Genomic DNA, 20,719 nt, shown 5'->3' on the forward strand with positions numbered 1-20,719 from the left:
AGGAGTAGGGTGAACTGCTTAGATCAATTTATTTCAGTTTTTTTAAAATACAAGTCACTACACCCCAGACCATGATTTGTTCTTCGCTACGAGGATAGATGTCAGGGTAGTCTGGATTCTCGGCTTTTAACCATAAAAGGATCGTTCCATCATTTTGTTTTTCTAACATTAATCTTTTTACTGTGAATTCATTATTAATCAGCGCCAAGACGATATCACCATGTTCTGCATTCAAACTCCGGTCAATCAAGATTTGATCACCAACTTCAATCCCTGCATTTTTCATTGATAAAGAATTTACGCGTAGTATAAAAGTAGATGCTACGTTGTGAACCAAGTATTCATTTAGATCAATATGTCCTTCTACATAATCTTGTGCTGGGGAAGGGAAGCCTGCTGCCACAGATTCAATAGGATAGGCGATTTTTAAACGTGTTCTAAATTGGATTGGTGAAATTTCAATTTGTTGATTGAAATCATCTTCAGGTCGTATTTTTAACCATTCTTTAATTTGAATCACTTTTGATTCAGGAACACGCATTACTACTGTTTTTTCTGAAAACTGTGATTTTCGACCTGCATTGGCACGTTTACCACCATGTAGAGAAGCGGTATTTGTTGCTGAAATATTTGAATTGCTGCTCATATGAAATTCCCCCCATTTAATCTTGAATGTGTAACAAAATCAAGATAGCAAAAAAAACATTGTAAAAACAGATTGTTTCGTCGGATTGATTGTGCTTATACGACACTATGCTTAAAATTAGGTCTGAATTTATGATGAAAATGGAATCATCCATGTTGCAAGATTTTATTGAAGAGCAAAAATTAGTCTGTGAGGAGTTTGATTCTGCTTACATCAAAGTGAATGAAGATGATGTTGTTGCTGTGGCTAAGCATACTTTAGATCAAGAGCCAATCGTCGGTTTGCGTAATAAGCCTGAACCAGGTGAGAAAGTGGCATGGTTTATTTATGGTGGTGAATTAGGCGAGGGCGAAGATTTTTTTGAGACGATGACGGTGAAAGAGCTTGAAGAAATTTTACCCGACGCAATTCCATTTCTTGCATTGGAAACAGGTTTCCGTTTTATGATTGATCGAGATGATTATGAGGATGTTTGGAAAGCTGAGCCTGATTTAGGAATCTAATGCGCATGTTATGGGTGAGGTTGATTTTTGTAGGTTTAAGTTTTGTTGTATCACAACAGGTTGTAGCGAATGATTTGATTGATGCACAACAGATGGTGTATCAGCAAAAACTGGATCATGAAATGCAGCTGATCGAACAAACCAAGCAGATTTTAGATGATGAACACAGTACAGCCACACCGATGGAGCAACAACTTGCTTTATGCGGAAGGTTAAAGGCCTATCAAAACATTGTTGGTTTAGCAGACCAGTTTATTCAAGTTGAACAAGCACATGTAATGAAACGTATTGCGCAATTTTATTTAAATCAGCAATCTACGAGTTTTCAGCAATCGGGCATGACAATTGATGATTGGTGTAGCGCAAACTAGCAAATTTGTCAGATATTGATATGAATTTGGACTGAATTGATAACTCGAACTTTATTATAATTTTTTGCGTTGAGTTGACGTATTCCAATTTCCCTGATTGACACGCGACATCTTAACCATCATTAGTCTAGGTGATGTCTAAACCCGCTGCATAGCGGGTTTTTTAATGTCTATTTCACTGATTAATTCATTTTTTAAAGCTACGAACTGACTCGATATGCTATGTAAATCAAAAAGTAGTTTTGGTTTACAGACAATTGGCAGGCTTTGGTATTCCGGCTAATCGACTTAGATGGCGAGCAACTAGGCCTGTTTTAAACTTTTCTTGCAATACTGCATTATCAATGTCAGCGCTGACGTGTTTCATTAAAAATTTGATTAAGGGACGAGTTGCAGGAGAATGACCAAATTGAGCGTAGAACTGACGCACCGCATGCAATACTTCGAAATGCCAAGCTGTTAGCTCAAGCTCGAGTGTATTCGCGAGTACTTGCGCTACATTTTCATTCCAAATGGTATAGTCAACTAAATGACCATCTTGATCGAGTTCAAGGGATAATTCAGTGGTCATGGTAAAACCTAAGTCAATAAATTTGTTTTATTTAAGGCTAATACAGCGTGTAAAGCCCAGAATGATATCTGCAAAAGTGGTGTAATCAATCACTTCAATTTGAAAATACTCGCCGTTCAATAGATGCGAAGGTAATAACTCAGCATCTCGATCTAAAACGTAGACCTTGTTTTGAATCGTAAGTACAGATGGTGTAAACAATGCCAACACCGCATCCCCCATAAGCACTAAAGCATCATTGGTATCCAGTGTTTTTTGAACCTGTTGAATACAATGTTCAGTATTTGCAAATTGAGATTGTATTAAATAAAGCGTTTTATCGGTCATATGAGTTACCAATACAGCACATGGTCAAAGCTTTGAATTAACTCTTTATTAAATTCAATAAATTTAATTTCATGCGTAGTATGTTGAACAAAGGGATTATCTTGTTGATTGGATTCAACCAAAATAGGGCTTAGATCGTAAAACTCAAAGCTATCGACGAGGTTGGAAGCCAGTTTAAACGCATGTTTAATGGGTTCGAAGCTTAATTCGGAACGGAGTAAACTTAAAGCTGCGCCTTGCAATAAAACTTTTACTTCAGCGCCAAAAGTTGCTAAAACCATGGTTGCAGAAAGGCTCTCATGAACTTGTAGCGAGTTGAGATTTGATTGGGTTAATATAACCAGTACAGATTTCACACAATTTACCTTTCAATTGCAACAATCAATGAAAAATGAATAATTTAGAATTGAACTAGACGTGCTGAAGTTGAGACAGCATCTGCCAATTCACCGAGTCCTACCAGCTGAAAACCTTCAGCCAGATTATGGGACTCAATGTGATGGCGTTGAGCATTTTCAGCATCAGTGATTCCACGTGCTAGGGCAGCACTTACGCAAACAGGAAGTTTGATATTTAATTTTTGCCACTCTTGTGTGAGACTTCTTTGATCATCTGGCGACCACTGTAAGTTGTTTGCAACTTGAACGCCTTCTTGATAAAAGAAAACTCGAAAAATTTCGCCTTTCGCTTGCAATGATTGTGCGAGTCCTAATGCATGCCAAGCATGGATTGAGCTAGGTGCCGAGGTAATTAGTAATAACGTACTCATTTAAAACTTCGCATAGGGTGATCAAACTGAAAATAGCTTGTTCAGGCTTTTAAACAAAAAGGTAGTATACAATGATTTTAGTGACAGGTGGATTAGGCTTTATAGGTTCACACGTTGTTTTAAGCTTATTGGCACATGGTCAAGAAGTCGTCATTGTAGATAATCTTGCCAATGCGAATTTACAAACACTTGAACGTCTTGAATATATTTCTGGAATGTATGTACCTTTTGTAAAGCTAGATGTTAGAAATACGCCTGCTCTGAATAAAGTTTTTGAGCAGTACTCAATCCGTGCTGTTATACATACTGCAGGATTTAAGTCTTTAGAGGAGTCTCGCTTAAAACCGCTTGAATATTATAATGATAATGTCAGTTGCATTATGAGTCTGATGCGTGCAATGCAACGAACAGGTGTACGAACATTATTGCATCTTTCAAGTATGGCGGTTTATGGCACTTCGAGTTTGAATTTAAATGAAGAGCATCCTCTCAATTTTGCCAATCCAAACCCTTATATTAAATCCCAGCAAATGATTGAAGAGATCATCCGTGATACCTCTAAAACGGACGAAGAATGGAGTATTGCGATCCTGAGACTAGCAAATGTAGCTGGTGCTTTTGAACATGGAGTTTTGGGTGAAGTGGTTGCCCCTTTACCTAAAAATATTTTGCCTTTGGTGTTACAAGTCGCAGCCATGCAGCGCGATTCCATTCAATTACAAAAGAATGCCAAGACAAAAGACCAAACGGTTGAACGAAGTTTTGTGCATGTCATTGATGTGTGCGAGGCAGTCATTGCAACTTTAAAGTGGTTATTTAATCAAAGATCAACGTGCGAAGCATTTGATATCGCAGGTCAGCCAAGTTCAATTCAAAACTTGATTAATACTGTAGAAAAAGTGACTGAAACAAAAATTAGAACTGAGGAAACTGATTATGTTTTCCAAGAATTAGATCAAATTGGTTCGAATAGTTTAAAAGCATTAGAATTAGTGCAATGGAAAGCACATCGATCACTAGAACAAATGATTGAAGATCAATGGCGATACTATCAAAGCACCTTTAACAATTAAAATGATAATCATTTACATTTGTGGTTTTTTTGATTAGCATCAAATCAACGGTGGATCAATCTGAATCAAACATGATTCTTCCAATGAATAGCGAAATATTTGAGGTTGATATGCAAACACGTATAGAACACGACACGATGGGTGATGTAGAAGTACCAAGTGATGCGATGTGGGGGGCTCAAACCCAGCGCAGTTTGCAAAATTTCAAAATTGGCGGTGAGCGACTTCCTCGTGCGATGATCCGTGGTATGGGGCTGGTCAAAAAAGCGGCTGCACTTACCAATGCTGAGTTAAATCAGATTCCTGCTGAATTGGCGAATTATATTGTGGGTGCTGCAGAAGAAGTAATCACGGGACAATGGGACAGTCAATTTCCATTAGTAGTATGGCAAACAGGTTCTGGTACTCAAAGTAATATGAACTGTAATGAAGTCATTGCAAATATTGCGAATCAAAAACTGGGTAATCCGCTTGGAGCACAGAAACCCGTTCACCCAAATGATCATGTTAATCGAGCTCAATCTACAAATGATTCATTTCCAACAGCGATTCATGTCGCTGCTAGTTTACAGATTAATGAGTTACTGATTCCAGCAGTTCAAGCTTTACGTGAAACTTTACATCAGAAGTCTCAAGAATTTTCAAATATCGTTAAGATTGGGCGTACACATTTACAAGATGCAACGCCGTTAACTTTAGGCCAGGAATTCAGTGGTTACGTATCCCAACTCGATCATGGATTAAAGCGTCTAGAGCAAGCTTTAGAAGGGTTATACGAATTGCCATTAGGTGGTACAGCTGTCGGGACAGGTCTAAATGCTCATCCTGATTATGCTATAAATGTAGCAAAAAAATTGGCTGAGCTTACGGGTTTACCTTTTGTGACTGCACCAAATAAGTTTGAAGCACTAGCAGGACGTGATGCTGCAGTATTTGCTTCTGGCGCACTGAAAACACTTGCTGCGAGTTTAAATAAGATTGCCAATGATATTCGTTGGTTAGCGAGTGGTCCTCGTTGTGGTTTTGGGGAGATTCGTATTCCTGAAAATGAACCAGGTTCGAGTATTATGCCGGGTAAGGTGAATCCTACTCAAAGTGAAGCTATGACGATGGTTGTTGCGCAGGTTTTGGGTAATGACACGACGATTAATATCGCTGGTGCTTCAGGTAATTTTGAACTAAATGTTTTTATGCCGGTTATTGCTTATAATTTACTGCAATCAATTCAGCTGCTAGGTGATGCATGTAATAGCTTTAATGAGCATTGTGCTGTGGGGATTGAGCCGAACCAAGATAAGATTGATTATTTCTTGCATAACTCATTGATGCTAGTTACTGCATTGAATCCTGTGATTGGTTATGAAAATGCGGCAAAAGTTGCTAAGACAGCATATAAGGAAGGTAAAACACTTAAACAAGTTGCTGTAGAGCTGAATTTAGTCACAGCTGAGCAGTTTGATGAAGTCGTTGTACCTGAGAATATGGTTTCACCTAATGTGAAGTGATTTTGATTTGGTGAATTTTTGATTTGAATGTTGATAACATATATTGACAAGCAACTGTCTTTAATATATTGACCAATTATTCATTTCAGAATACTATTTATATAACGACCTTTCATACGTCACTTAAGGCTTTTACAAAGGAGACAATCATGAATAATTATAAAGCTCGTCTAATCCTTGACGAAGGCTATGGATTAGGTTGAGACTCATTTAAATTTGTGTAATAAAAAAGCATCCATTAGGGTGCTTTATTTTTAAGTAAAGTAAAATTGAATTTCGTTTATACTTATCTTCTGATAATTCCATATGTCACTGTAATTGCTTATTTTTATATTTATCGTAGAGATAATTTCTTTATTAAGATTAGAAGTAGTAATCAACTCCTTCTCATCTTAATTTTATTAGGTATCACGTTTGTAGAAATATTAATTTGGAAAAGTTTTTTTGAAGATTATAAATTCCTAAATTTTGATATAGAAAATACAGATGGGCAGTTTAAAACGACAGCATTAGTTACGGTTTTAGCAGCTATAGCTGCCGTTTTTGGTTGGATTTTTACTTCAAGGGTGCAAATTATAAACACTATAAGAAGTCATTCAGTACAAGTATTGATGAATAGTAGGAATTCTACTGCGTATATTGCTAAGGTTGATATTGCAACCAAAATAAGAAGGAATTTGGGGAAGGATCAAAACATAGAGTCGAAAGATAAAGTGCAATTGACTAGAGAAAAATTTAATTCATTGGAAGATGAGGAAAAATCGGCTGTAACATATTTATTAAATTTTTTGGAATTTGTAGCAATTGGAATCAGACATAACAACTTAGATGAAGACTTAATAAAAAGTAGTTTCAAATCAATACTTAAAGCTAATTACAATCTCTTCCAACCTGTAATTGAATATTTAAGAGAGATTGATAGTCCTAAAATTTACAATCAACTCGAAATTTTGCATAAAAGGTGGGAAGAGAACAAAAAACCAGAATGTATCAATTGTAAGCAAGGTATTGATGATGAAGTTCAGAATAGAAAGAAACATAAATTTAATAATCTTCGGAACATTACATTAACAATTTTAACGGGCTCAGGGTGGCTAATAATGATAGCTATCATGAGATTAATAGAGAAATTAACGAAATATTCAACAGAGGAAGATTTATTATGCGATAACTGCAAAACATTAAAAAAATAAGTAAAAACTTCATCACATAGTCATGTAATTATTATGAGATTGATTAACTCGTCACAATTGTTAAAATACGCATTGCTTTTAATTGCTGTTGTATCAAAGTTCTTATCTTAGACTTAAGACAGCCAATCTACGGAAATTTTCAATGCTCGATATATATTTAACAGATGTTCAAAAAAATGTTCAATTTCAAGATTATCCAGGTGAACATCCTGTTAAATTTATTCTTAACTTTAAAAAAATCTTCCCAAGTATTATGGAATTACTACTTCCTGTTCTACCTAAAGATGAAAATCTAGAAGACATGACATGGGAATCAACAACAAAAGATTTTGAAACCTTCAAACTGCTACTGACAGGTTGGGGTGTGATTGAACTGCGTCTGAATGCCATTACACAATTCAAAAATCGTGAATTTGCAGATCAACTAGTAAAAACTGCTCAACAAAAAAGAGCGAAGTTTTCTAAAGAACAACCTAAGCTCAGTACGGTAGATTTAGACTATTTGTTCATGCATGAAGTCCATACGGCGATTGATGCTGAATTAGTGGAGTTAGGTGAAAAATTCTATTTGCCAACCTTACGCTCCCTATGGAAAAACCAAGTATCGGCTCAGGTTCTTGAAGCTAAATTTTAAGCTTACATATGCCAAGACAAGCCCTCTATCATGGAGGGCTTTTTACTATTGGGTAAAAAAATACGAATAAAATCAAATCTTCGAATTAGGGTTCAAAATGGATAGATGTTGGTCTGATAAATGCTTAATGTAACACTACAACATATTTGATTTGTTGAATATTTAATCTTTGGTTAAGTATTTCTAATGAATTAAAGGTCATAGTATCGTATTTCCCCGAGGAAATACCAAAGGATTTCAGAAAATGTCGAATCAATTTTTAGATTTAATTCAAAAACGCCGTACGATTTATGCTTTAGGAAAAGCAGTTGAACAATCTCCTGAGTACTTAACAGATCTTATTCAGAATGCGATTAAACAAAGCCCATCATCTTTTAACTCTCAATCTTCACGTGCGGTGATTTTATTTAACGCTGAACATGAAAAGTTTTGGGGCTTTGTGAAAGAGAAGCTAAAGTCATATGCGAAGGACGAGGCGAGTGCAGCAAAAACTTCTGCAAAAATGGATAGCTTTGCTGCAGGCGTAGGCACTGTATTATTTTTCGAAGAAATGGATACAATCACTGACTTACAAGAGAAATATCCTTCGTATGCGGAAAACTTCCCAATTTGGGCGGAACATTCAACAGCAATGGCACAGTTTGCGGTTTGGACAGCTTTGCATACAGAAGGTTTAGGTGCAAACCTTCAACATTATAATCCGATTGTAGATGATCAAGTCCAATCTGAATGGGCTGTACCGGCTTCGTGGAAACTACGCGCACAATTAGTATTTGGATCTAAAGAAGGAGAGGCTTTCGATAAAGGCTATATTGACGACGCCACACGTTTTAAAATGTTTAAATAAAATATGGAAAAGCACTCATTGGAGTGCTTTTTTTAAACCCATAAATAGCCTAAGCAATATTCATATTTCGAACGTTTTTCCCATGTAATACATAATATAAGACAATGCAAAATAAAGTACCAATAGCACTATATAAATAGAGTTGTTGGTAACTGATCAAGTCTAAAGCTAAACCTAAGAAATAAGGACCGAATCCTAAACCTGCATCTAAAAAGATAAAATAAGTTGAGGTTGCAAATCCCATCCGTTCCAAACTAGTACTTTTTACTGCTATTGTTTGGCAAATTGATTGGATATTACCGTATCCTAAACCTAATAATCCTGCGCAAATCAACAAAAGACCCGAACTGTTAGCTTGGCTCAACAAGAAGAATGCAAGTGCCATAATGAGAAAGGCCGGATACATAATTATATTTTCGCCTTTCTTATCCATCAGTGGTCCTGTAATAGGACGAGAGAGCAGAATTGTTAACGCATAAATGAGAAAGAAAAACGATGCTGCTTCAACCAGATCGATTTCTTTGGCATAAAAGTTAATAAACGATAGAACACCAGAGTAGAAGAGGGAGCTTACCAACATGATCAGAGCAATGGGTAAGGCGCTCTTTTCAATATACTGAGATAGAAAACTATTTTGAGTATGTGCCTGATCAGGTATAGACGAAACCTGATGCAATTGAGGAACTTGAATAAATAATGCTGTAATTAAACATAAAACCGCAAGGATTGAAGATAGGGAAAAAATAATGTTGTAACTGACATGAAGCATTAGCCAGATTGCCAAAAATGGTCCAATTGCAGTTCCTAAAGTACTACTCATACTGTAGTAACCTATACCTTCACCACGACGAGTTGCTGGAATAATTTGAGCGATAATTGTGCCAAATACGGTGGAGGCAACCCCCATCATAAAGCCATGCAAGAATCGAACGATTAATAAAGTTCCAACCTCTAAATGGAGAAAATAAAAGCCTGAAAATATCAGAAATCCAGTGAGTCCGACCAGCATGGTGACTTTAGAACCGAATTTAACGAGGAATTTAGCCACCAATAAACGACCAATCAGTGTACCCACAATAAAAAGTCCTGATACTAAACCAGCCTGCGCCGTCGTCGCTCCAAGTTCTGCTATCGAAAATCCCACAATGACAATAACAAGAAGATAAAAAGTCAGTACCAATTGAAAGTTAATTAAACTGACCAAAATAAAATTACGTGTCCAAAGAGGCTGATCAACCTGATTTGAGGAAATACTCATAACTCCTCCACAATATTTAAGCTTTTATCACGCTCTAAAATAGACAAAAACAGTTGAAGTGTCTCAGCACTTTGAGCAATGTCTTCAGGATTTACTTGATTCAAAAACTGTTGTTCAAATTGATCAATCTGAATTGTACAAATTTGATAAAGATCTCTACCTTTTTCGGTTAATTGAATTAATTTTTGGCGTTTATCAGATGATTCTAAAAACTGAATAACATCTAATTTATGTAAAGTATTAATGCGTTTTGCAATTGATGGTTTCGAAACATTGAGTTCATGAGCCAAATCAATTGAAGTGATGGAGTCATGATCATAGATATGATAAATCAACTGCCACATTGAATAGTTCAGTTGGTATTGAGCCAAGATATCATTTAAACGGTCACTAAAGAGTCGCGCACTTCGCAGCAATACGACACGGAATTTGGGAGAGTTTTGCATATAGTTAACCAAGCTAACTAGTTTGTTGGCTTGAATTTACGCTCAATTATTAGACGAATCAAGCGTAATGCACTTATTGATAATCAGGGTACTGAAAATATTAGTTTTTTTGTTTTCTAAAAGTACTTGGTCGAATAGGACGGGTCCCGCGCCAGAGACCTCGTTTATTGCGTTTTGCATTATCTTGTAGCGAGATCATATATTTTAATTGCTTTGGATCACGTATGTATTCTTCGTAAACCCACGCACCACCACGCCTCACTAATTCTTCATTCATATTCTTGCGATAGCGGTAGACCACACCCACGCAACGTCCATAACGATCTATATCCGTGATTTTTACACGAACAATTTTACCTTGAACCATTTTCTTAACTAAGCGTTGGGATTCAAGCCCGTAACTTTGATTAGATTCAGGCGCATCTACAAAAGCAAAGCGTAATTTAGTTTTAGAACGCCTTAAATTCAAACGATGGCAGGAGAGGGTGTCACCATCACTCACCGCTGTAACACGGCACCAATAAGTTTTTCCTTTTTTAAAAGGTTTAAATACTTGAAGAAGATAAATTCTTACTTGTCTAAAAATGATAAGAAGTAATAAGCATAAAATCGCACCTAGCCCAATAAGCCATGATGCAGGGAGTTGATCAAACATAGAAAACACAAGAGAAAACAAGCCTTAATATGATAAATCAACTCGAAGTGAGTGTTTGATTCAATATTGAACAGATGGTGTTCACACAGATTTTCAACTAAATAGCCTAAGTTTTATCATCTATCACCGCCATAAATAGCCTAAGCAAAAATTTTATTAATTTCTGAAATTAAATACTGAAACTTTTGATGTGATGTAAATTGTGAATTCCAATAAATTCCCATTTTCATTAAAGGAAATTCAACAGGGAGTTCAGAAATTTTTAAATCTTGAGGTAATTTCAAATTTTTTAAAATACTAAAAGGTAAGGTTAACAATGTGTCAGGATACTCCTTCAAAATTTGTAGTGCTGTTGAGTAATGTTGACAGCGTAAAAAAATATCACGTTGAATATTCAACTTTTTAAAATGTAAATCTTCAATAAGCACACCAGAATGCCTTGATGAAACACCAATATGTTGGGCATGTTTGTATTGTTCTAAATTTTCGATGGTTGTCAAACCACATATGACAAAGCGATCATTCACTAAAGCGTTAAAATAAATTTTCTCATCAACTTTCTGTTGAAGATCGACCACTAAATCAAGTTGCTGTGATAATAAATCTTTTGTCCAGTTAGTTCGATCTAACTTGATACTTTGAAACCGTGTCGCTAGTCCTAAATCACGAAAATGACGAATTAACTGCGGAAAAATTAAAGGCTCAATTTCATCATGAATTGCTATACGAATAGATTGAATCGTCAGTGGATCAAAAGATATATGATGAGTCGAGATATGCTGAATTGCGATTAATGTTTCTTTTATTCGTGGATAAATTTGATGTGAAAAGGGTGTCGCAACCATCTTTATACCACTTCGGATAAAAAGATCATCTTTCAATTGTAGTCTTAATCGCTGTAAAGCATGACTGGCTGCAGATTGTGTAATACACATCAAATTTGCGGCTTTGCTGATACTTTGATGTTCGTATATCGCAATAAATAATGGATATAGATTGATATCAATGTGTGAAAAAGCGCTCAGGTCCACAGATTCCTGATGAATTCTATTCATAAAGTAATATTTAAATAAATCATTTTATTCATAGTAGATTTCAAGCTATGTTGATGTAAAGCGTGACGAGAATATAGTTTGAGGGATTAATGTTTGAATTAACGGAAAAAGCTAAACACTTTTACGATTTAGCACAACGCTTTATTCAAGACGAAATAGAGCCTATAGAACAAGAATTTTGGCATAAAGTTCATCAATTAAATCCAAGTGATGATTGGACATCATGGACGTGGCCAGCAGAACTTGAAGTACTCAAACAAAAAGCTAAATCACAAAATCTGTGGAATCTTTTTTTACCAGACCCAGAATTTGGTCAAGGTTTAACAGTTCAAGAATATGCACACATTGCTGAGTTAACTGGCCGTAATTTATTGGCTCCTACAGTTTTCAATTGTAATGCGCCAGATAGCGGTAATATGGAGTTAATTTGGCGTTATGGCTCAGCACAACAAAAAGAGCAATGGTTAAAACCTCTTTTAGACGGAAAAATTCGATCCGTATTTTGCATGACTGAACCAGAAGTTGCTTCTTCAGATGCAACGAATATGCAAGCCACTGCTGTAATTGAGGGAGACGAAATTGTTTTAAATGGACGCAAATGGTGGTCGTCAGGCTTAGGCGATCCTAATGCAAAACTCATTATATTTATGGCACATACACCAGACGCAAATAAAGGTCGACATCAACAACATTCAATGGTTTTAGTTCCAGTTGAAACTGAGGGCGTGAAAATTGAAAGAATGTTACCTGTATTTGGTGATTATGATGCGCCACACGGTCATGGAGAAGTAACCTTTAATAATGTTCGTGTTCCAGTCACTCATTTTATTGGTGGAGCAGGTCAAGGGTTTGAGATTGCACAGGGGCGACTTGGTCCAGGACGTATTCATCATTGCATGCGTTGTATCGGGGCTGCTGAGAAATCATTGGAATTAATGATTGATCGTGGAATGCAAAGAAAAGCATTCGGCAAGGAAATTTTGAAACTTGGTGGTAATTTGGAAAGAGTCGCGGAAGCACGTGTTGCCATCGATCAAGCACGTCTTTTGACCTTATATGCGGCATATAAAATGGATAAACTGGGCAATATGGCTGCACTCACTGAAATCTCTGCAATTAAAGTCGTTGCACCTAGTGTTTTGGAAAAAGTTGTCGATATGGCAATGCAAATTCACGGCGGTGCAGGTCTATCTAGAGATACGCCATTGACAGGTTTTTTTGCACAAGCGCGTGCATTACGTTTGGCAGATGGGCCAGATGAGGTGCATAAAGGCATGATTGCAAAATTGGAACTTGCGAAACGTGGTTTTTCAACTCGTCATTCTCAATAAGATGAGCACTCGATTTAAGGAAGAAATATGTCAGTTATAGATACAGCAGGGCAAGTCAGACGTGGTGAAGAGCTCGATATCGTTTCAGTCACAAACTGGTTAAATCAAAATGGCGTGGAAGTGATTGAGCCTGTAGAAGTTACACAATATTCTGGTGGAGCTTCAAACTGGACATACCGGCTCAAATATAGCAATGCAGATCTGATATTAAGAAGACCACCCGCAGGAACCAAAGCCAAATCTGCTCATGATATGGTTCGAGAACATAATGTTCAGAAAGCTTTAAAAGATCTATATCCAGTCGTGCCCAAAATGCTGGCATTATGTCAGGATGAATCTGTACTCGGATGCGATTTTTATGTGATGCAGCGAATCGAGGGAATTATACCAAGGGCAAAGCTTCCACCAGAACTAAAACTCACTGAATTTGATGTGCATCAGCTTTGTATAAATGTTTTAGATAAATTGATTGAATTGCACCAAGTTCCTTATCAAGGAACAGCACTTGAGCAAATTGGAAAAGGTGAGGGTTACTGCCGTCGTCAGGTCGAAGGTTGGGACAGTCGCTACGACAAAGCCCATACCATCAATGTGCCGACCTTTAAGTTTGTACGAAATTGGCTTAAAGACAATATTCCTGAGGATTCAACCAACTGTATTATTCACAACGATTGGCGTTTTGATAATGTCATTTTGAATCCTCAACAGCCTACTGAGGTCATCGGGGTGTTGGATTGGGAAATGGCGACAATTGGTGATCCACTTATGGATTTAGGATCAGCCTTAGCATATTGGGTTGAAGAAAACGACAATATGATCTTTAAATCGACACGTCGACAACCTACACATCTTAAAGGCATGTTTACACGTAAAGAAGTTGTGGATTATTACCTAGAAAAAACAGGACTAAAGCCATCTAACTGGACGTTCTATGAAGTTTTTGGGATCTTTAGATTAGCGGTCATAGCACAACAAATTTATTATCGTTATTACCATAAACAAACGGATAATCCTGCATTTAAGGATTTTTGGATTGTGATTCATGCATTACATATTCGTGCTTTAAAACTCATAGGTATACAAAAGCTTGAAGCGAATGAAATTGCAAAAACTTATCTCGCAAAATTACAGGATATTCTGCCAAGATGACGACAATATATTTGGTCAGACATGGTCAAGCTTCATTTGGTGCTGAAAGTTATGATCAGCTTTCTCAGAAAGGTGAAGTTCAAGCACGTGTGTTGGGGCAATATTTTCAAAAGTTAATACAAGAGCAGCCCTATGTATTAGCTGGCTCGATGAAACGTCATCAGCAGACGGCGGATATCTCTTTGAATGAGTGTTTTCCTGACAGTCATATTGATATCGATCCACATTGGAACGAGTTCAATCATCAACAAGTGTTTGCAAAATATGAACCACGTTTTGCAGATCCTGCATTACTTAAAAAAGATGTTGGTCAAGCGGTAGATCCTCGTGCCTATTTAGGAAAAATTTTTGAAGGTGCAATTCAACGTTGGACTAAGGGGGATCATCATCATGATTATGATGAAAGCTGGCCTCAATTTCAGCAAAGAGTACTTCAAGGCTTGAACAAACTATGTATACAACTTGAAACAGAAAAACCTCGCTATGCCGTGGTTTATACGTCTGGTGGTGTTATATCTGTTGTTGCAGGGCATTTACTTGGTTTAAGTGCAGACAAAACTTTTGCATTGAACTGGGCAATCACCAATACCAGTTTTACCACCTTAAGATTGGTTGGTACAGAACCACAATTACTCAGTTTAAATGAACATCATTATTTAAAAGAACAAGATCGTGATTTGCTCACTTGGATTTGATCAAGGCTATATGCCATAGAGAGAAAATGGAATGAACAAAACTATATTAATTACAGGTGCAAGCTCAGGTATCGGTGCTGGGATGGCACAAGAGTTTGCAAAAAAAGGATATAACCTAGCGATCTGTGCACGTCGTTTAGAAAGGTTGTATGCTTTAAAAGATGAAATAGAACAACGCTATCAGGTAAAAGTAAGTGCGAAGGTATTGGATGTCACGGATGATGAGCAAGTCTTCAGTGTATTTAAAGAGTTTAAAGATGAGCTAGGCACTATCGATCGAGTGATAGTCAATGCTGGTGTGGGCGAAGGACGTCGTATCGGTAAAGGTAATTTTGCGATTAATAAAGCAACAGTTGAAACTAATTTTATTTCTGCGATGGCACAATGTGAAGCAGCGGTCGAAATTTTTAGATCTCAAAATTCAGGACATTTAGTTGTAATTTCGTCGATGAGTGCTTTGCGTGGTATGCCAAAACATCTTACAGCTTATGCTGCCAGTAAAGCGGGAATTGCGCATTTAGCCGAAGGGATTCGAGCTGAACTTATTGGAACACCAATTAAAGTTTCAACGATTTATCCTGGTTACATTCGAACTGAAATTAATGAAGGTGCTGGAAAATTACCTTTTGAGGTCGATCAAGCCACAGGATCACGACTATTAGCTGAAGCAATCGAAAAGCAACCAGTCAAAGCATATGTACCAAAGTGGCCATGGTTGCCATTGGGTTTTGCAATGAAGGTTTTACCGCTTCAGCTCGTCAATAAGCTGAGTTAAAAGAACGTCTTATAAATCCCACATTTAGTGGGATTTATTTTTAAAGAAATATTTCAAAGCATCTTGTATGACGATTTGCCAAACGGCATATGAATGTCCGCCTATATATTGTTGATAGTGAACATTGTGTCCCTGATCGACTAAATCCTGAGCGACAATCGGAGAGGTTTCTAGAATGCTTAAGCTATTATTTTGTCTCGAATATTCATAGCTATTGGCTGAAATATACCAATTGAGTTTCTTTGTATTGTCTAATGTTGAAGCTCTGATCAGTTTACTCATACCATTGATTGTATCATTTGGATCAGATTTCCACCAAAATGAACCAGAAAGTGGCACGACGTGACTAATATCATTGGATGTTTTTAACGCCAAATAAGCAGAACTCAGACCACCTAAACTTGAACCCAATAAGACTGTTTTGTTGTCATCACGTTGGTATGGCAAATGTTGACTGATCCAAGGCAATAATTCTTCTTGAAAAAACTGTGTGTATTCTGGATTGGGGCTAAGTTCTTTAGCACGTAATTGATCATTAGGATGTCCAACAAAAACAGCCTGTATAGGTGGGAGTTGCTGTTGTTGAACCAACTGATCTAATATCTGGGGAACTTTAACTAAATGCGCATATTGCTCACCATCAAAAAAAATCAGAGTGATATATGATTTTCCGACTTGAGGTGGAGTTGCATAAATCTGAATAAGACGATCATTTCCCAAAACTTTACTTTTCAACACGGATGAAACTAATTGTTTTTCACTTTTTTCAGCCATTTGAGTTGGATCAATAAAATTGGGCGCTCGACTGAGTTTTGCGATATTTTCATTCCTCAGCGTGGTATTCGTTTTTAAGGCAATGTTTTTAGAATCAAACCACTTATGAGGATTGAAAGGGTCGAGTTGTTGTACCTTTAAAATAGATCGACGCTGATCTCGTGATTCTTTTAAATTTGGGTTTAAATGTGGACAGTAATTTGATAAATATCCATCGATATTCGGTGAATCCACAGCAAAACTATAACTTCCGATAAATCTTGAATCGACAATACTTTCTTTAAACCAAATATCAGTACCTTTAAGTCGAGTTAACCACTCATGATCATTACTCGGACCACCGATTAATCGCACATTGTGTTTTGCACCACGATATAAATAAATGACACGTTGGTGTGTTTCATTAAAATCTTCAATTATTGGGGTTTGATTTTTACGAATTTCCGACCAAAATTGATCGAGGAGATGATTTTTTTGATCAGGATACATCTGAATCTGTTTTTGGATTTGTTGAAGCACCGTACTTTTAGCATCCATATCCTCACATACAGGGGCATAGGATTGAGTGCTGACTTGTAATGAATGATTTACAGAGAGATCAGCACTTACTGCGGAACTCACTAACATCAATATACAAAAAAATTTGATAGGATGATTCATGGATTTTAGCTTTGAATTAATTATGTAAATGATAATTATTTTCAATAATAAATAGCAATGAAAATATCAAAAAATCGTTTAAAATAGGAAATATCAAAACCTAAAATCAAATACATGTTTCTTAAATTAGCGACAATCGCACTCATTCCAGCTTTACTTGTGCAAGGCTACCAAGTCAAGAAAAATACACCTCGTTTAGCAGAAGCTTTGGGGGAAAGAAATGGTTTGGTTGGTAATGGCCCTCAAATATCAATTTTAATTTTAGGTGATTCAGCTGCTGCTGGTGTGGGTGTGCAATTTCAAGAAGATGCGCTAAGCGGAACATTGTTACAAGAACTAAGAGATCATTTTCAAATTCGCTGGTCATTAATTGCAAAAACTGGAAATCGTACTTCAGATGTAATTCGAACTATACAGGCTATTAATAACGATCAGTTTGATATTGTAGTAACTTCGATAGGGGTCAATGATGTAACACAGCTCATCTCACCACAAAAATGGATCTGCCTACAAGAACAATTATATTCACTGATCGCTGAGAAATTTTCACCCAAGCTCATTATCGCGACTGGAGTTCCACCGATGAATGAGTTTCCTGCATTACCAAATCCTTTAGCTTGGTTGTTTGGAAAATATGCCCATCAAATGAATGTTGAATTGGAAAATTGGATTGAACCACAACCAAAATTTGAATTGGTTAAATATGATTTGGATGAGTATAAACAACTCAATTTGAAGATGGCTGAGGATGGATTTCATCCAAGTAAAGAAATCTATCAGCTTTGGGCAAAAAAAATTAGTTCGATTATTCAAAATCACTGTAGATCGAAAAGTTAGACCGAAATTTGATATGAGTGATATCGAAACACATCCACTTGAGCCATTTGTACCTCAACAAGCCAATTTGCTCATGCTTGGCAGTTTTCCTCCGCCGAAAGCAAGATGGAAAATGGATTTTTATTATCCGAATTTTCAAAATGATATGTGGAAAATATATGGGTTGATCTTTTTTCAAGACCCGCATTATTTTCTAGACCGTGAAAATAAACAATTCAAAGAGCAAATGCTGAAAGATTTTCTAAATGAGTTGGGCATTGCAATATTTGATACAGCCTATCAAATACGGCGTTTGAAAGACAATGCCTCAGATCAATTTCTAGAAATCGTTACACCGACAGATATGTTTCTATTGCTTAAAAAAATTCCATATTGTCGAGATATTATGACCACAGGTGATAAAGCAACTGAGACCTTATTAAAGTCAATGAATGCATCTGTACACACTAAAGTTAAAATGGGTACAATCGTGGATCTGCAATTTGATAACAAAGATATCCGAATTCATCGTATGCCATCTTCTTCAAGAGCTTATCCTTTAGCTCTTGAAAAGAAAGCCGAATACTATCGTGAACTTTTCCAGTCAATTGGATTAATTTAACAACCTGTTAAAGTCAATTGAGATGCTTATTACACATCATAATCTACATAATCCCACAAGTTTAAACGTGATTTAATTTCTTTACGAATATATGGAAGCATATTGAGTAGAGTACCATCAATCCATAAAGATAATGCTTGAGCAGATAATTCTTGTCCTTCTTCATCAACTAAGCGGGCACCCTTCACAATCACGAGCGTTTGTTCTGAGACAGAGGTTTCAATGCCTTTAAACAAAACTTGTAACTCATGACCATTGTCTAAAATTAACCAAGCCAATTCAATTTGAACATTATGGTTAGATTTTAATGTGATAGAACCTTCAACTAAGTCTTCATCAGTAAGGCAATCATAATCAACACTAATTTTAGCTAAATACCATTCATGCTGAGATAAATCTTCAAGTGATAAAAAAGGGGTGAGTATGTCGTTCAGATTATACTGTCGACTAAGATCAAAAAATTGCATGGGAGTAGAGTAGAACCAAGGGTTCAAAAAATAAAACGTGAATAATAATGCAATTTATCCTGGTTGTACAAACCAGTCACAACAAAGAATTTACATCATCCATTCGATTGGGAGATAGGACAAAGACTTGAACATAAATCTCTGAAAACGAGTCGTTTCAGGGTCATGATCATGTATTAACTTTTCTTCACCTCGTTGTTCTTCCCATCTTAAGTTTTGATGTGCATCCAAATGTAGTTGATAGGCAACTTTGGGAAGATTTTCATCTAAAGATTGAGATATCTCTGTTTTAAAATCGGCTGACTCAATGATCAGTCCAAGTTCAGTATTCAAATACGCTGAACGTGGATCAAAATTGAATGTTCCAATAAAAACTTTATCATCTACAGTAAAAAATTTAGCATGAAGCCGCGACGCATTTTTTCCTTTCGCAGGAATAACATTACCCGTCATAATTTCATACCAAGTCCGATCAGACCGTTCAATATAAGGTTTAAACTCGTAAAGTTTTACATCTGACCTTAAGAGTGAGGTTCGATATTTTTGATAAAATGCATGAACAATCGGGACATCATTTGCCAAATATGAGTTTGTTAAAACTCGAACTTTGACATTCTGCTCACTCAATTGTTTGAGTAAAGACTCACCATGAACAGTAGGAACAAAATAGGCAGACACCAAGTTTATTTCTTGAGCAGGTTTCCCCATAATGGATTTGAACTGATTAAACAGCAGTTCATGAGATTGAGCTTTCGCTCTGATTTTATTGGGGCTGTCTGCAACAAAATGAGCTTTAGACCAGCGAATAGGATGTTTTTTTAAATTTTCTTCTAAAAAACGTTCTGCTTGATCAATACGTTTTTTAGTTTCAGCACCTTGAAAATTTTGCTTGGTTGAATAATGCGATCTTAAATGCGCTAATTCTTTTTGAGACTCAGGAATTATTTGCTGAATATCATAACTCAGCTCATCATTCCAAAATTGGTGAAACACCGTGTTTGCAGCTGAAACTGATTGACCTGCAAATAAAATATCCATATCCGCGAATTGAAAATTGTCACTGGCATCAAAATATTCATTACTGATATTACGCCCCCCAGTAACAGCAATCGCTCCGTCAGCAATAATCAGTTTGTTATGCATTCTATGATTGACTTTATTAAAGCGAAACACGTAATCCAAAACTCTAAAGCTGCGAAATTTGTAGGGATTGAATAGCTTAATTTCGATATTAGGATGTTCAGACAATGCGCTTAAGGTCGAGTCTAGTTGAGTGCCATTTTGATCATCAATTAACAGTCGAACCTTCACATTTCGATCAGCTGCTTTAAGTAGGTCAGACAATAAATGCTGACCAATCACATCATTTTCCCAGATATAGTACTGTAAGTCTATCGTATGTTGCGCTTCACGTATTAAGTGAACACGTGAGGCCATACTCATAAAAGGATCATGAAGTGGTAAAAATGCGGTTAAACCTTGTTCAATATTGCGTCTTGTTTCTGGTGTATTGCTGAGCCAAAGTGTGGTATGAGGTTGGATTGGGGCTTGTTTTATACTTGTATTCATCGCCAAAT

25 protein-coding genes are annotated in these 20,719 nt (G+C 36.5%); 13 read left to right on the plus strand and 12 right to left on the minus strand.

Features of this window, described 5'->3' with window-relative positions:
* Window positions 1-28 precede the first annotated feature (28 nt).
* A complete protein-coding gene (locus AC1M9E_RS07200) occupies window positions 29-646 on the minus strand; it encodes a LexA family protein (protein ID WP_257219868.1) in 618 nt (205 codons plus the stop codon).
* Between the two features lie 152 nt (window positions 647-798).
* Between AC1M9E_RS07200 and AC1M9E_RS07205 the strand changes: the two genes are divergently transcribed.
* On the plus strand, window positions 799-1,149 hold the full coding sequence (locus AC1M9E_RS07205; RefSeq protein ID WP_035267817.1) for an immunity protein Imm33 domain-containing protein: 351 nt from the start codon (window positions 799-801) through the stop codon (window positions 1,147-1,149).
* Window positions 1,149-1,520, plus strand: a complete 372-nt coding sequence (locus tag AC1M9E_RS07210; RefSeq protein WP_180027827.1) for a hypothetical protein — start codon at window positions 1,149-1,151, stop codon at window positions 1,518-1,520. Before AC1M9E_RS07205 ends, AC1M9E_RS07210 begins: the two co-directional genes overlap by 1 nt.
* A gap of 247 nt (window positions 1,521-1,767) precedes the next feature.
* Here AC1M9E_RS07210 and AC1M9E_RS07215 read toward each other — a convergent pair whose 3' ends face one another.
* Genes AC1M9E_RS07215 through tusD form a run of 4 tightly spaced genes read right to left on the minus strand, consistent with a single transcriptional unit; the run spans window position 1,768 to window position 3,187 of the window.
* Entirely contained in the window at window positions 1,768-2,091 is a 324-nt protein-coding gene (locus AC1M9E_RS07215; RefSeq protein ID WP_035267814.1) for a TusE/DsrC/DsvC family sulfur relay protein, read from the minus strand.
* Between the two features lie 27 nt (window positions 2,092-2,118).
* A complete protein-coding gene (locus tag AC1M9E_RS07220) occupies window positions 2,119-2,418 on the minus strand; it encodes a DsrH/TusB family sulfur metabolism protein (RefSeq protein WP_035267811.1) in 300 nt (99 codons plus the stop codon).
* A gap of 5 nt (window positions 2,419-2,423) precedes the next feature.
* On the minus strand, window positions 2,424-2,774 hold the full coding sequence (locus AC1M9E_RS07225) for a hypothetical protein (RefSeq protein ID WP_035267809.1): 351 nt from the start codon (window positions 2,772-2,774) through the stop codon (window positions 2,424-2,426).
* Between the two features lie 44 nt (window positions 2,775-2,818).
* Window positions 2,819-3,187 (minus strand): sulfurtransferase complex subunit TusD, encoded by a 369-nt coding sequence (gene tusD / locus AC1M9E_RS07230; protein ID WP_481612664.1) that lies wholly within the window; start codon window positions 3,185-3,187, stop codon window positions 2,819-2,821.
* Between the two features lie 71 nt (window positions 3,188-3,258).
* On the opposite strand from tusD, the gene AC1M9E_RS07235 reads away from it, so the two are divergent.
* From AC1M9E_RS07235 to AC1M9E_RS07255, 5 genes are all read left to right on the plus strand, one after another.
* Complete coding sequence (locus tag AC1M9E_RS07235; protein WP_488224632.1) at window positions 3,259-4,260, plus strand: NAD-dependent epimerase/dehydratase family protein; 1,002 nt, start codon at window positions 3,259-3,261, stop codon at window positions 4,258-4,260.
* A 110-nt stretch (window positions 4,261-4,370) separates the two neighbouring features.
* Window positions 4,371-5,765, plus strand: a complete 1,395-nt coding sequence (fumC, locus tag AC1M9E_RS07240) for a class II fumarate hydratase (RefSeq protein WP_488224633.1) — start codon at window positions 4,371-4,373, stop codon at window positions 5,763-5,765.
* A 269-nt stretch (window positions 5,766-6,034) separates the two neighbouring features.
* Window positions 6,035-6,958 (plus strand): DUF4760 domain-containing protein, encoded by a 924-nt coding sequence (locus AC1M9E_RS07245; RefSeq protein WP_488224634.1) that lies wholly within the window; start codon window positions 6,035-6,037, stop codon window positions 6,956-6,958.
* Between the two features lie 142 nt (window positions 6,959-7,100).
* Window positions 7,101-7,592 carry a hypothetical protein gene (locus AC1M9E_RS07250; RefSeq protein WP_035267803.1) on the plus strand — a complete coding sequence of 164 codons (492 nt, stop codon included), beginning with the start codon at window positions 7,101-7,103 and terminating at the stop codon, window positions 7,590-7,592.
* A gap of 244 nt (window positions 7,593-7,836) precedes the next feature.
* Window positions 7,837-8,439 (plus strand): nitroreductase family protein, encoded by a 603-nt coding sequence (locus AC1M9E_RS07255; protein ID WP_481597086.1) that lies wholly within the window; start codon window positions 7,837-7,839, stop codon window positions 8,437-8,439.
* Window positions 8,440-8,488: 49 nt separating this feature from the next.
* Here AC1M9E_RS07255 and AC1M9E_RS07260 read toward each other — a convergent pair whose 3' ends face one another.
* From AC1M9E_RS07260 to AC1M9E_RS07275, 4 genes are all read right to left on the minus strand, one after another.
* Window positions 8,489-9,697: an MFS transporter gene (locus tag AC1M9E_RS07260; RefSeq protein ID WP_488224635.1), complete on the minus strand. Its 1,209-nt coding sequence runs from the start codon at window positions 9,695-9,697 to the stop codon at window positions 8,489-8,491.
* A complete protein-coding gene (locus tag AC1M9E_RS07265; RefSeq protein ID WP_481590973.1) occupies window positions 9,694-10,143 on the minus strand; it encodes a MarR family winged helix-turn-helix transcriptional regulator in 450 nt (149 codons plus the stop codon). Before AC1M9E_RS07265 ends, AC1M9E_RS07260 begins: the two co-directional genes overlap by 4 nt.
* 100 nt (window positions 10,144-10,243) lie before the next feature.
* Entirely contained in the window at window positions 10,244-10,798 is a 555-nt protein-coding gene (locus AC1M9E_RS07270; protein WP_481607346.1) for a thermonuclease family protein, read from the minus strand.
* A 140-nt stretch (window positions 10,799-10,938) separates the two neighbouring features.
* A complete protein-coding gene (locus AC1M9E_RS07275; RefSeq protein ID WP_488224636.1) occupies window positions 10,939-11,853 on the minus strand; it encodes a LysR family transcriptional regulator in 915 nt (304 codons plus the stop codon).
* A gap of 89 nt (window positions 11,854-11,942) precedes the next feature.
* Here AC1M9E_RS07275 and AC1M9E_RS07280 point away from each other — a divergent pair, with 89 nt between their 5' ends.
* The 4 genes from AC1M9E_RS07280 to AC1M9E_RS07295 are packed head-to-tail and all read left to right on the plus strand — an operon-like array spanning window position 11,943 to window position 15,803.
* Window positions 11,943-13,184 carry an acyl-CoA dehydrogenase family protein gene (locus tag AC1M9E_RS07280; RefSeq protein WP_481607344.1) on the plus strand — a complete coding sequence of 414 codons (1,242 nt, stop codon included), beginning with the start codon at window positions 11,943-11,945 and terminating at the stop codon, window positions 13,182-13,184.
* A 27-nt stretch (window positions 13,185-13,211) separates the two neighbouring features.
* A complete protein-coding gene (locus tag AC1M9E_RS07285) occupies window positions 13,212-14,333 on the plus strand; it encodes a phosphotransferase family protein (RefSeq protein WP_180027838.1) in 1,122 nt (373 codons plus the stop codon).
* On the plus strand, window positions 14,330-15,028 hold the full coding sequence (locus AC1M9E_RS07290) for a histidine phosphatase family protein (protein ID WP_035267788.1): 699 nt from the start codon (window positions 14,330-14,332) through the stop codon (window positions 15,026-15,028). Before AC1M9E_RS07285 ends, AC1M9E_RS07290 begins: the two co-directional genes overlap by 4 nt.
* 31 nt (window positions 15,029-15,059) lie before the next feature.
* On the plus strand, window positions 15,060-15,803 hold the full coding sequence (locus AC1M9E_RS07295; protein ID WP_481607343.1) for an SDR family oxidoreductase: 744 nt from the start codon (window positions 15,060-15,062) through the stop codon (window positions 15,801-15,803).
* Window positions 15,804-15,827: 24 nt separating this feature from the next.
* On the opposite strand, the gene AC1M9E_RS07300 is transcribed toward AC1M9E_RS07295, so the two are convergent.
* Window positions 15,828-17,204, minus strand: coding sequence for an alpha/beta hydrolase-fold protein (locus tag AC1M9E_RS07300; RefSeq protein WP_488224637.1), 1,377 nt, complete (start codon window positions 17,202-17,204; stop codon window positions 15,828-15,830).
* Window positions 17,205-17,351: 147 nt separating this feature from the next.
* Between AC1M9E_RS07300 and AC1M9E_RS07305 the strand changes: the two genes are divergently transcribed.
* Entirely contained in the window at window positions 17,352-18,074 is a 723-nt protein-coding gene (locus tag AC1M9E_RS07305; protein ID WP_481587907.1) for an SGNH/GDSL hydrolase family protein, read from the plus strand.
* Window positions 18,075-18,087: 13 nt separating this feature from the next.
* Window positions 18,088-18,675: a uracil-DNA glycosylase family protein gene (locus tag AC1M9E_RS07310; protein ID WP_481607341.1), complete on the plus strand. Its 588-nt coding sequence runs from the start codon at window positions 18,088-18,090 to the stop codon at window positions 18,673-18,675.
* 29 nt (window positions 18,676-18,704) lie between these two features.
* Here AC1M9E_RS07310 and AC1M9E_RS07315 read toward each other — a convergent pair whose 3' ends face one another.
* Together AC1M9E_RS07315 and AC1M9E_RS07320 are read right to left on the minus strand one after the other, a co-directional pair.
* A complete protein-coding gene (locus AC1M9E_RS07315) occupies window positions 18,705-19,142 on the minus strand; it encodes a hypothetical protein (RefSeq protein ID WP_481607340.1) in 438 nt (145 codons plus the stop codon).
* A 90-nt stretch (window positions 19,143-19,232) separates the two neighbouring features.
* Window positions 19,233-20,711, minus strand: coding sequence for a phospholipase D family protein (locus AC1M9E_RS07320; RefSeq protein WP_481607339.1), 1,479 nt, complete (start codon window positions 20,709-20,711; stop codon window positions 19,233-19,235).
* Window positions 20,712-20,719 lie beyond the last annotated feature (8 nt).

The sequence above is a fragment of the Acinetobacter sp. 24-47-47 genome (assembly GCF_057737035.1).

Coding starts and splice junctions, on each gene's coding strand:
- AC1M9E_RS07220 (WP_035267811.1), bottom strand. CDS start 2,418: ATGACCGATAAAACGCTTTATTTAATACAATCTCAATTTGCAAATACT.
- tusD (WP_481612664.1), bottom strand. CDS start 3,187: ATGAGTACGTTATTACTAATTACCTCGGCACCTAGCTCAATCCATGCT.
- AC1M9E_RS07235 (WP_488224632.1), top strand. CDS start 3,259: ATGATTTTAGTGACAGGTGGATTAGGCTTTATAGGTTCACACGTTGTT.
- AC1M9E_RS07275 (WP_488224636.1), bottom strand. CDS start 11,853: ATGAATAGAATTCATCAGGAATCTGTGGACCTGAGCGCTTTTTCACAC.
- AC1M9E_RS07300 (WP_488224637.1), bottom strand. CDS start 17,204: ATGTTAGTGAGTTCCGCAGTAAGTGCTGATCTCTCTGTAAATCATTCA.
- AC1M9E_RS07270 (WP_481607346.1), bottom strand. CDS start 10,798: ATGTTTGATCAACTCCCTGCATCATGGCTTATTGGGCTAGGTGCGATT.
- AC1M9E_RS07255 (WP_481597086.1), top strand. CDS start 7,837: ATGTCGAATCAATTTTTAGATTTAATTCAAAAACGCCGTACGATTTAT.
- AC1M9E_RS07320 (WP_481607339.1), bottom strand. CDS start 20,711: ATGAATACAAGTATAAAACAAGCCCCAATCCAACCTCATACCACACTT.
- AC1M9E_RS07315 (WP_481607340.1), bottom strand. CDS start 19,142: ATGCAATTTTTTGATCTTAGTCGACAGTATAATCTGAACGACATACTC.
- AC1M9E_RS07305 (WP_481587907.1), top strand. CDS start 17,352: ATGTTTCTTAAATTAGCGACAATCGCACTCATTCCAGCTTTACTTGTG.
- AC1M9E_RS07200 (WP_257219868.1), bottom strand. CDS start 646: ATGAGCAGCAATTCAAATATTTCAGCAACAAATACCGCTTCTCTACAT.
- AC1M9E_RS07290 (WP_035267788.1), top strand. CDS start 14,330: ATGACGACAATATATTTGGTCAGACATGGTCAAGCTTCATTTGGTGCT.
- AC1M9E_RS07285 (WP_180027838.1), top strand. CDS start 13,212: ATGTCAGTTATAGATACAGCAGGGCAAGTCAGACGTGGTGAAGAGCTC.
- AC1M9E_RS07295 (WP_481607343.1), top strand. CDS start 15,060: ATGAACAAAACTATATTAATTACAGGTGCAAGCTCAGGTATCGGTGCT.
- AC1M9E_RS07250 (WP_035267803.1), top strand. CDS start 7,101: ATGCTCGATATATATTTAACAGATGTTCAAAAAAATGTTCAATTTCAA.
- AC1M9E_RS07215 (WP_035267814.1), bottom strand. CDS start 2,091: ATGACCACTGAATTATCCCTTGAACTCGATCAAGATGGTCATTTAGTT.
- AC1M9E_RS07210 (WP_180027827.1), top strand. CDS start 1,149: ATGCGCATGTTATGGGTGAGGTTGATTTTTGTAGGTTTAAGTTTTGTT.
- AC1M9E_RS07205 (WP_035267817.1), top strand. CDS start 799: ATGTTGCAAGATTTTATTGAAGAGCAAAAATTAGTCTGTGAGGAGTTT.
- AC1M9E_RS07280 (WP_481607344.1), top strand. CDS start 11,943: ATGTTTGAATTAACGGAAAAAGCTAAACACTTTTACGATTTAGCACAA.
- AC1M9E_RS07265 (WP_481590973.1), bottom strand. CDS start 10,143: ATGCAAAACTCTCCCAAATTCCGTGTCGTATTGCTGCGAAGTGCGCGA.
- fumC (WP_488224633.1), top strand. CDS start 4,371: ATGCAAACACGTATAGAACACGACACGATGGGTGATGTAGAAGTACCA.
- AC1M9E_RS07260 (WP_488224635.1), bottom strand. CDS start 9,697: ATGAGTATTTCCTCAAATCAGGTTGATCAGCCTCTTTGGACACGTAAT.
- AC1M9E_RS07310 (WP_481607341.1), top strand. CDS start 18,088: ATGAGTGATATCGAAACACATCCACTTGAGCCATTTGTACCTCAACAA.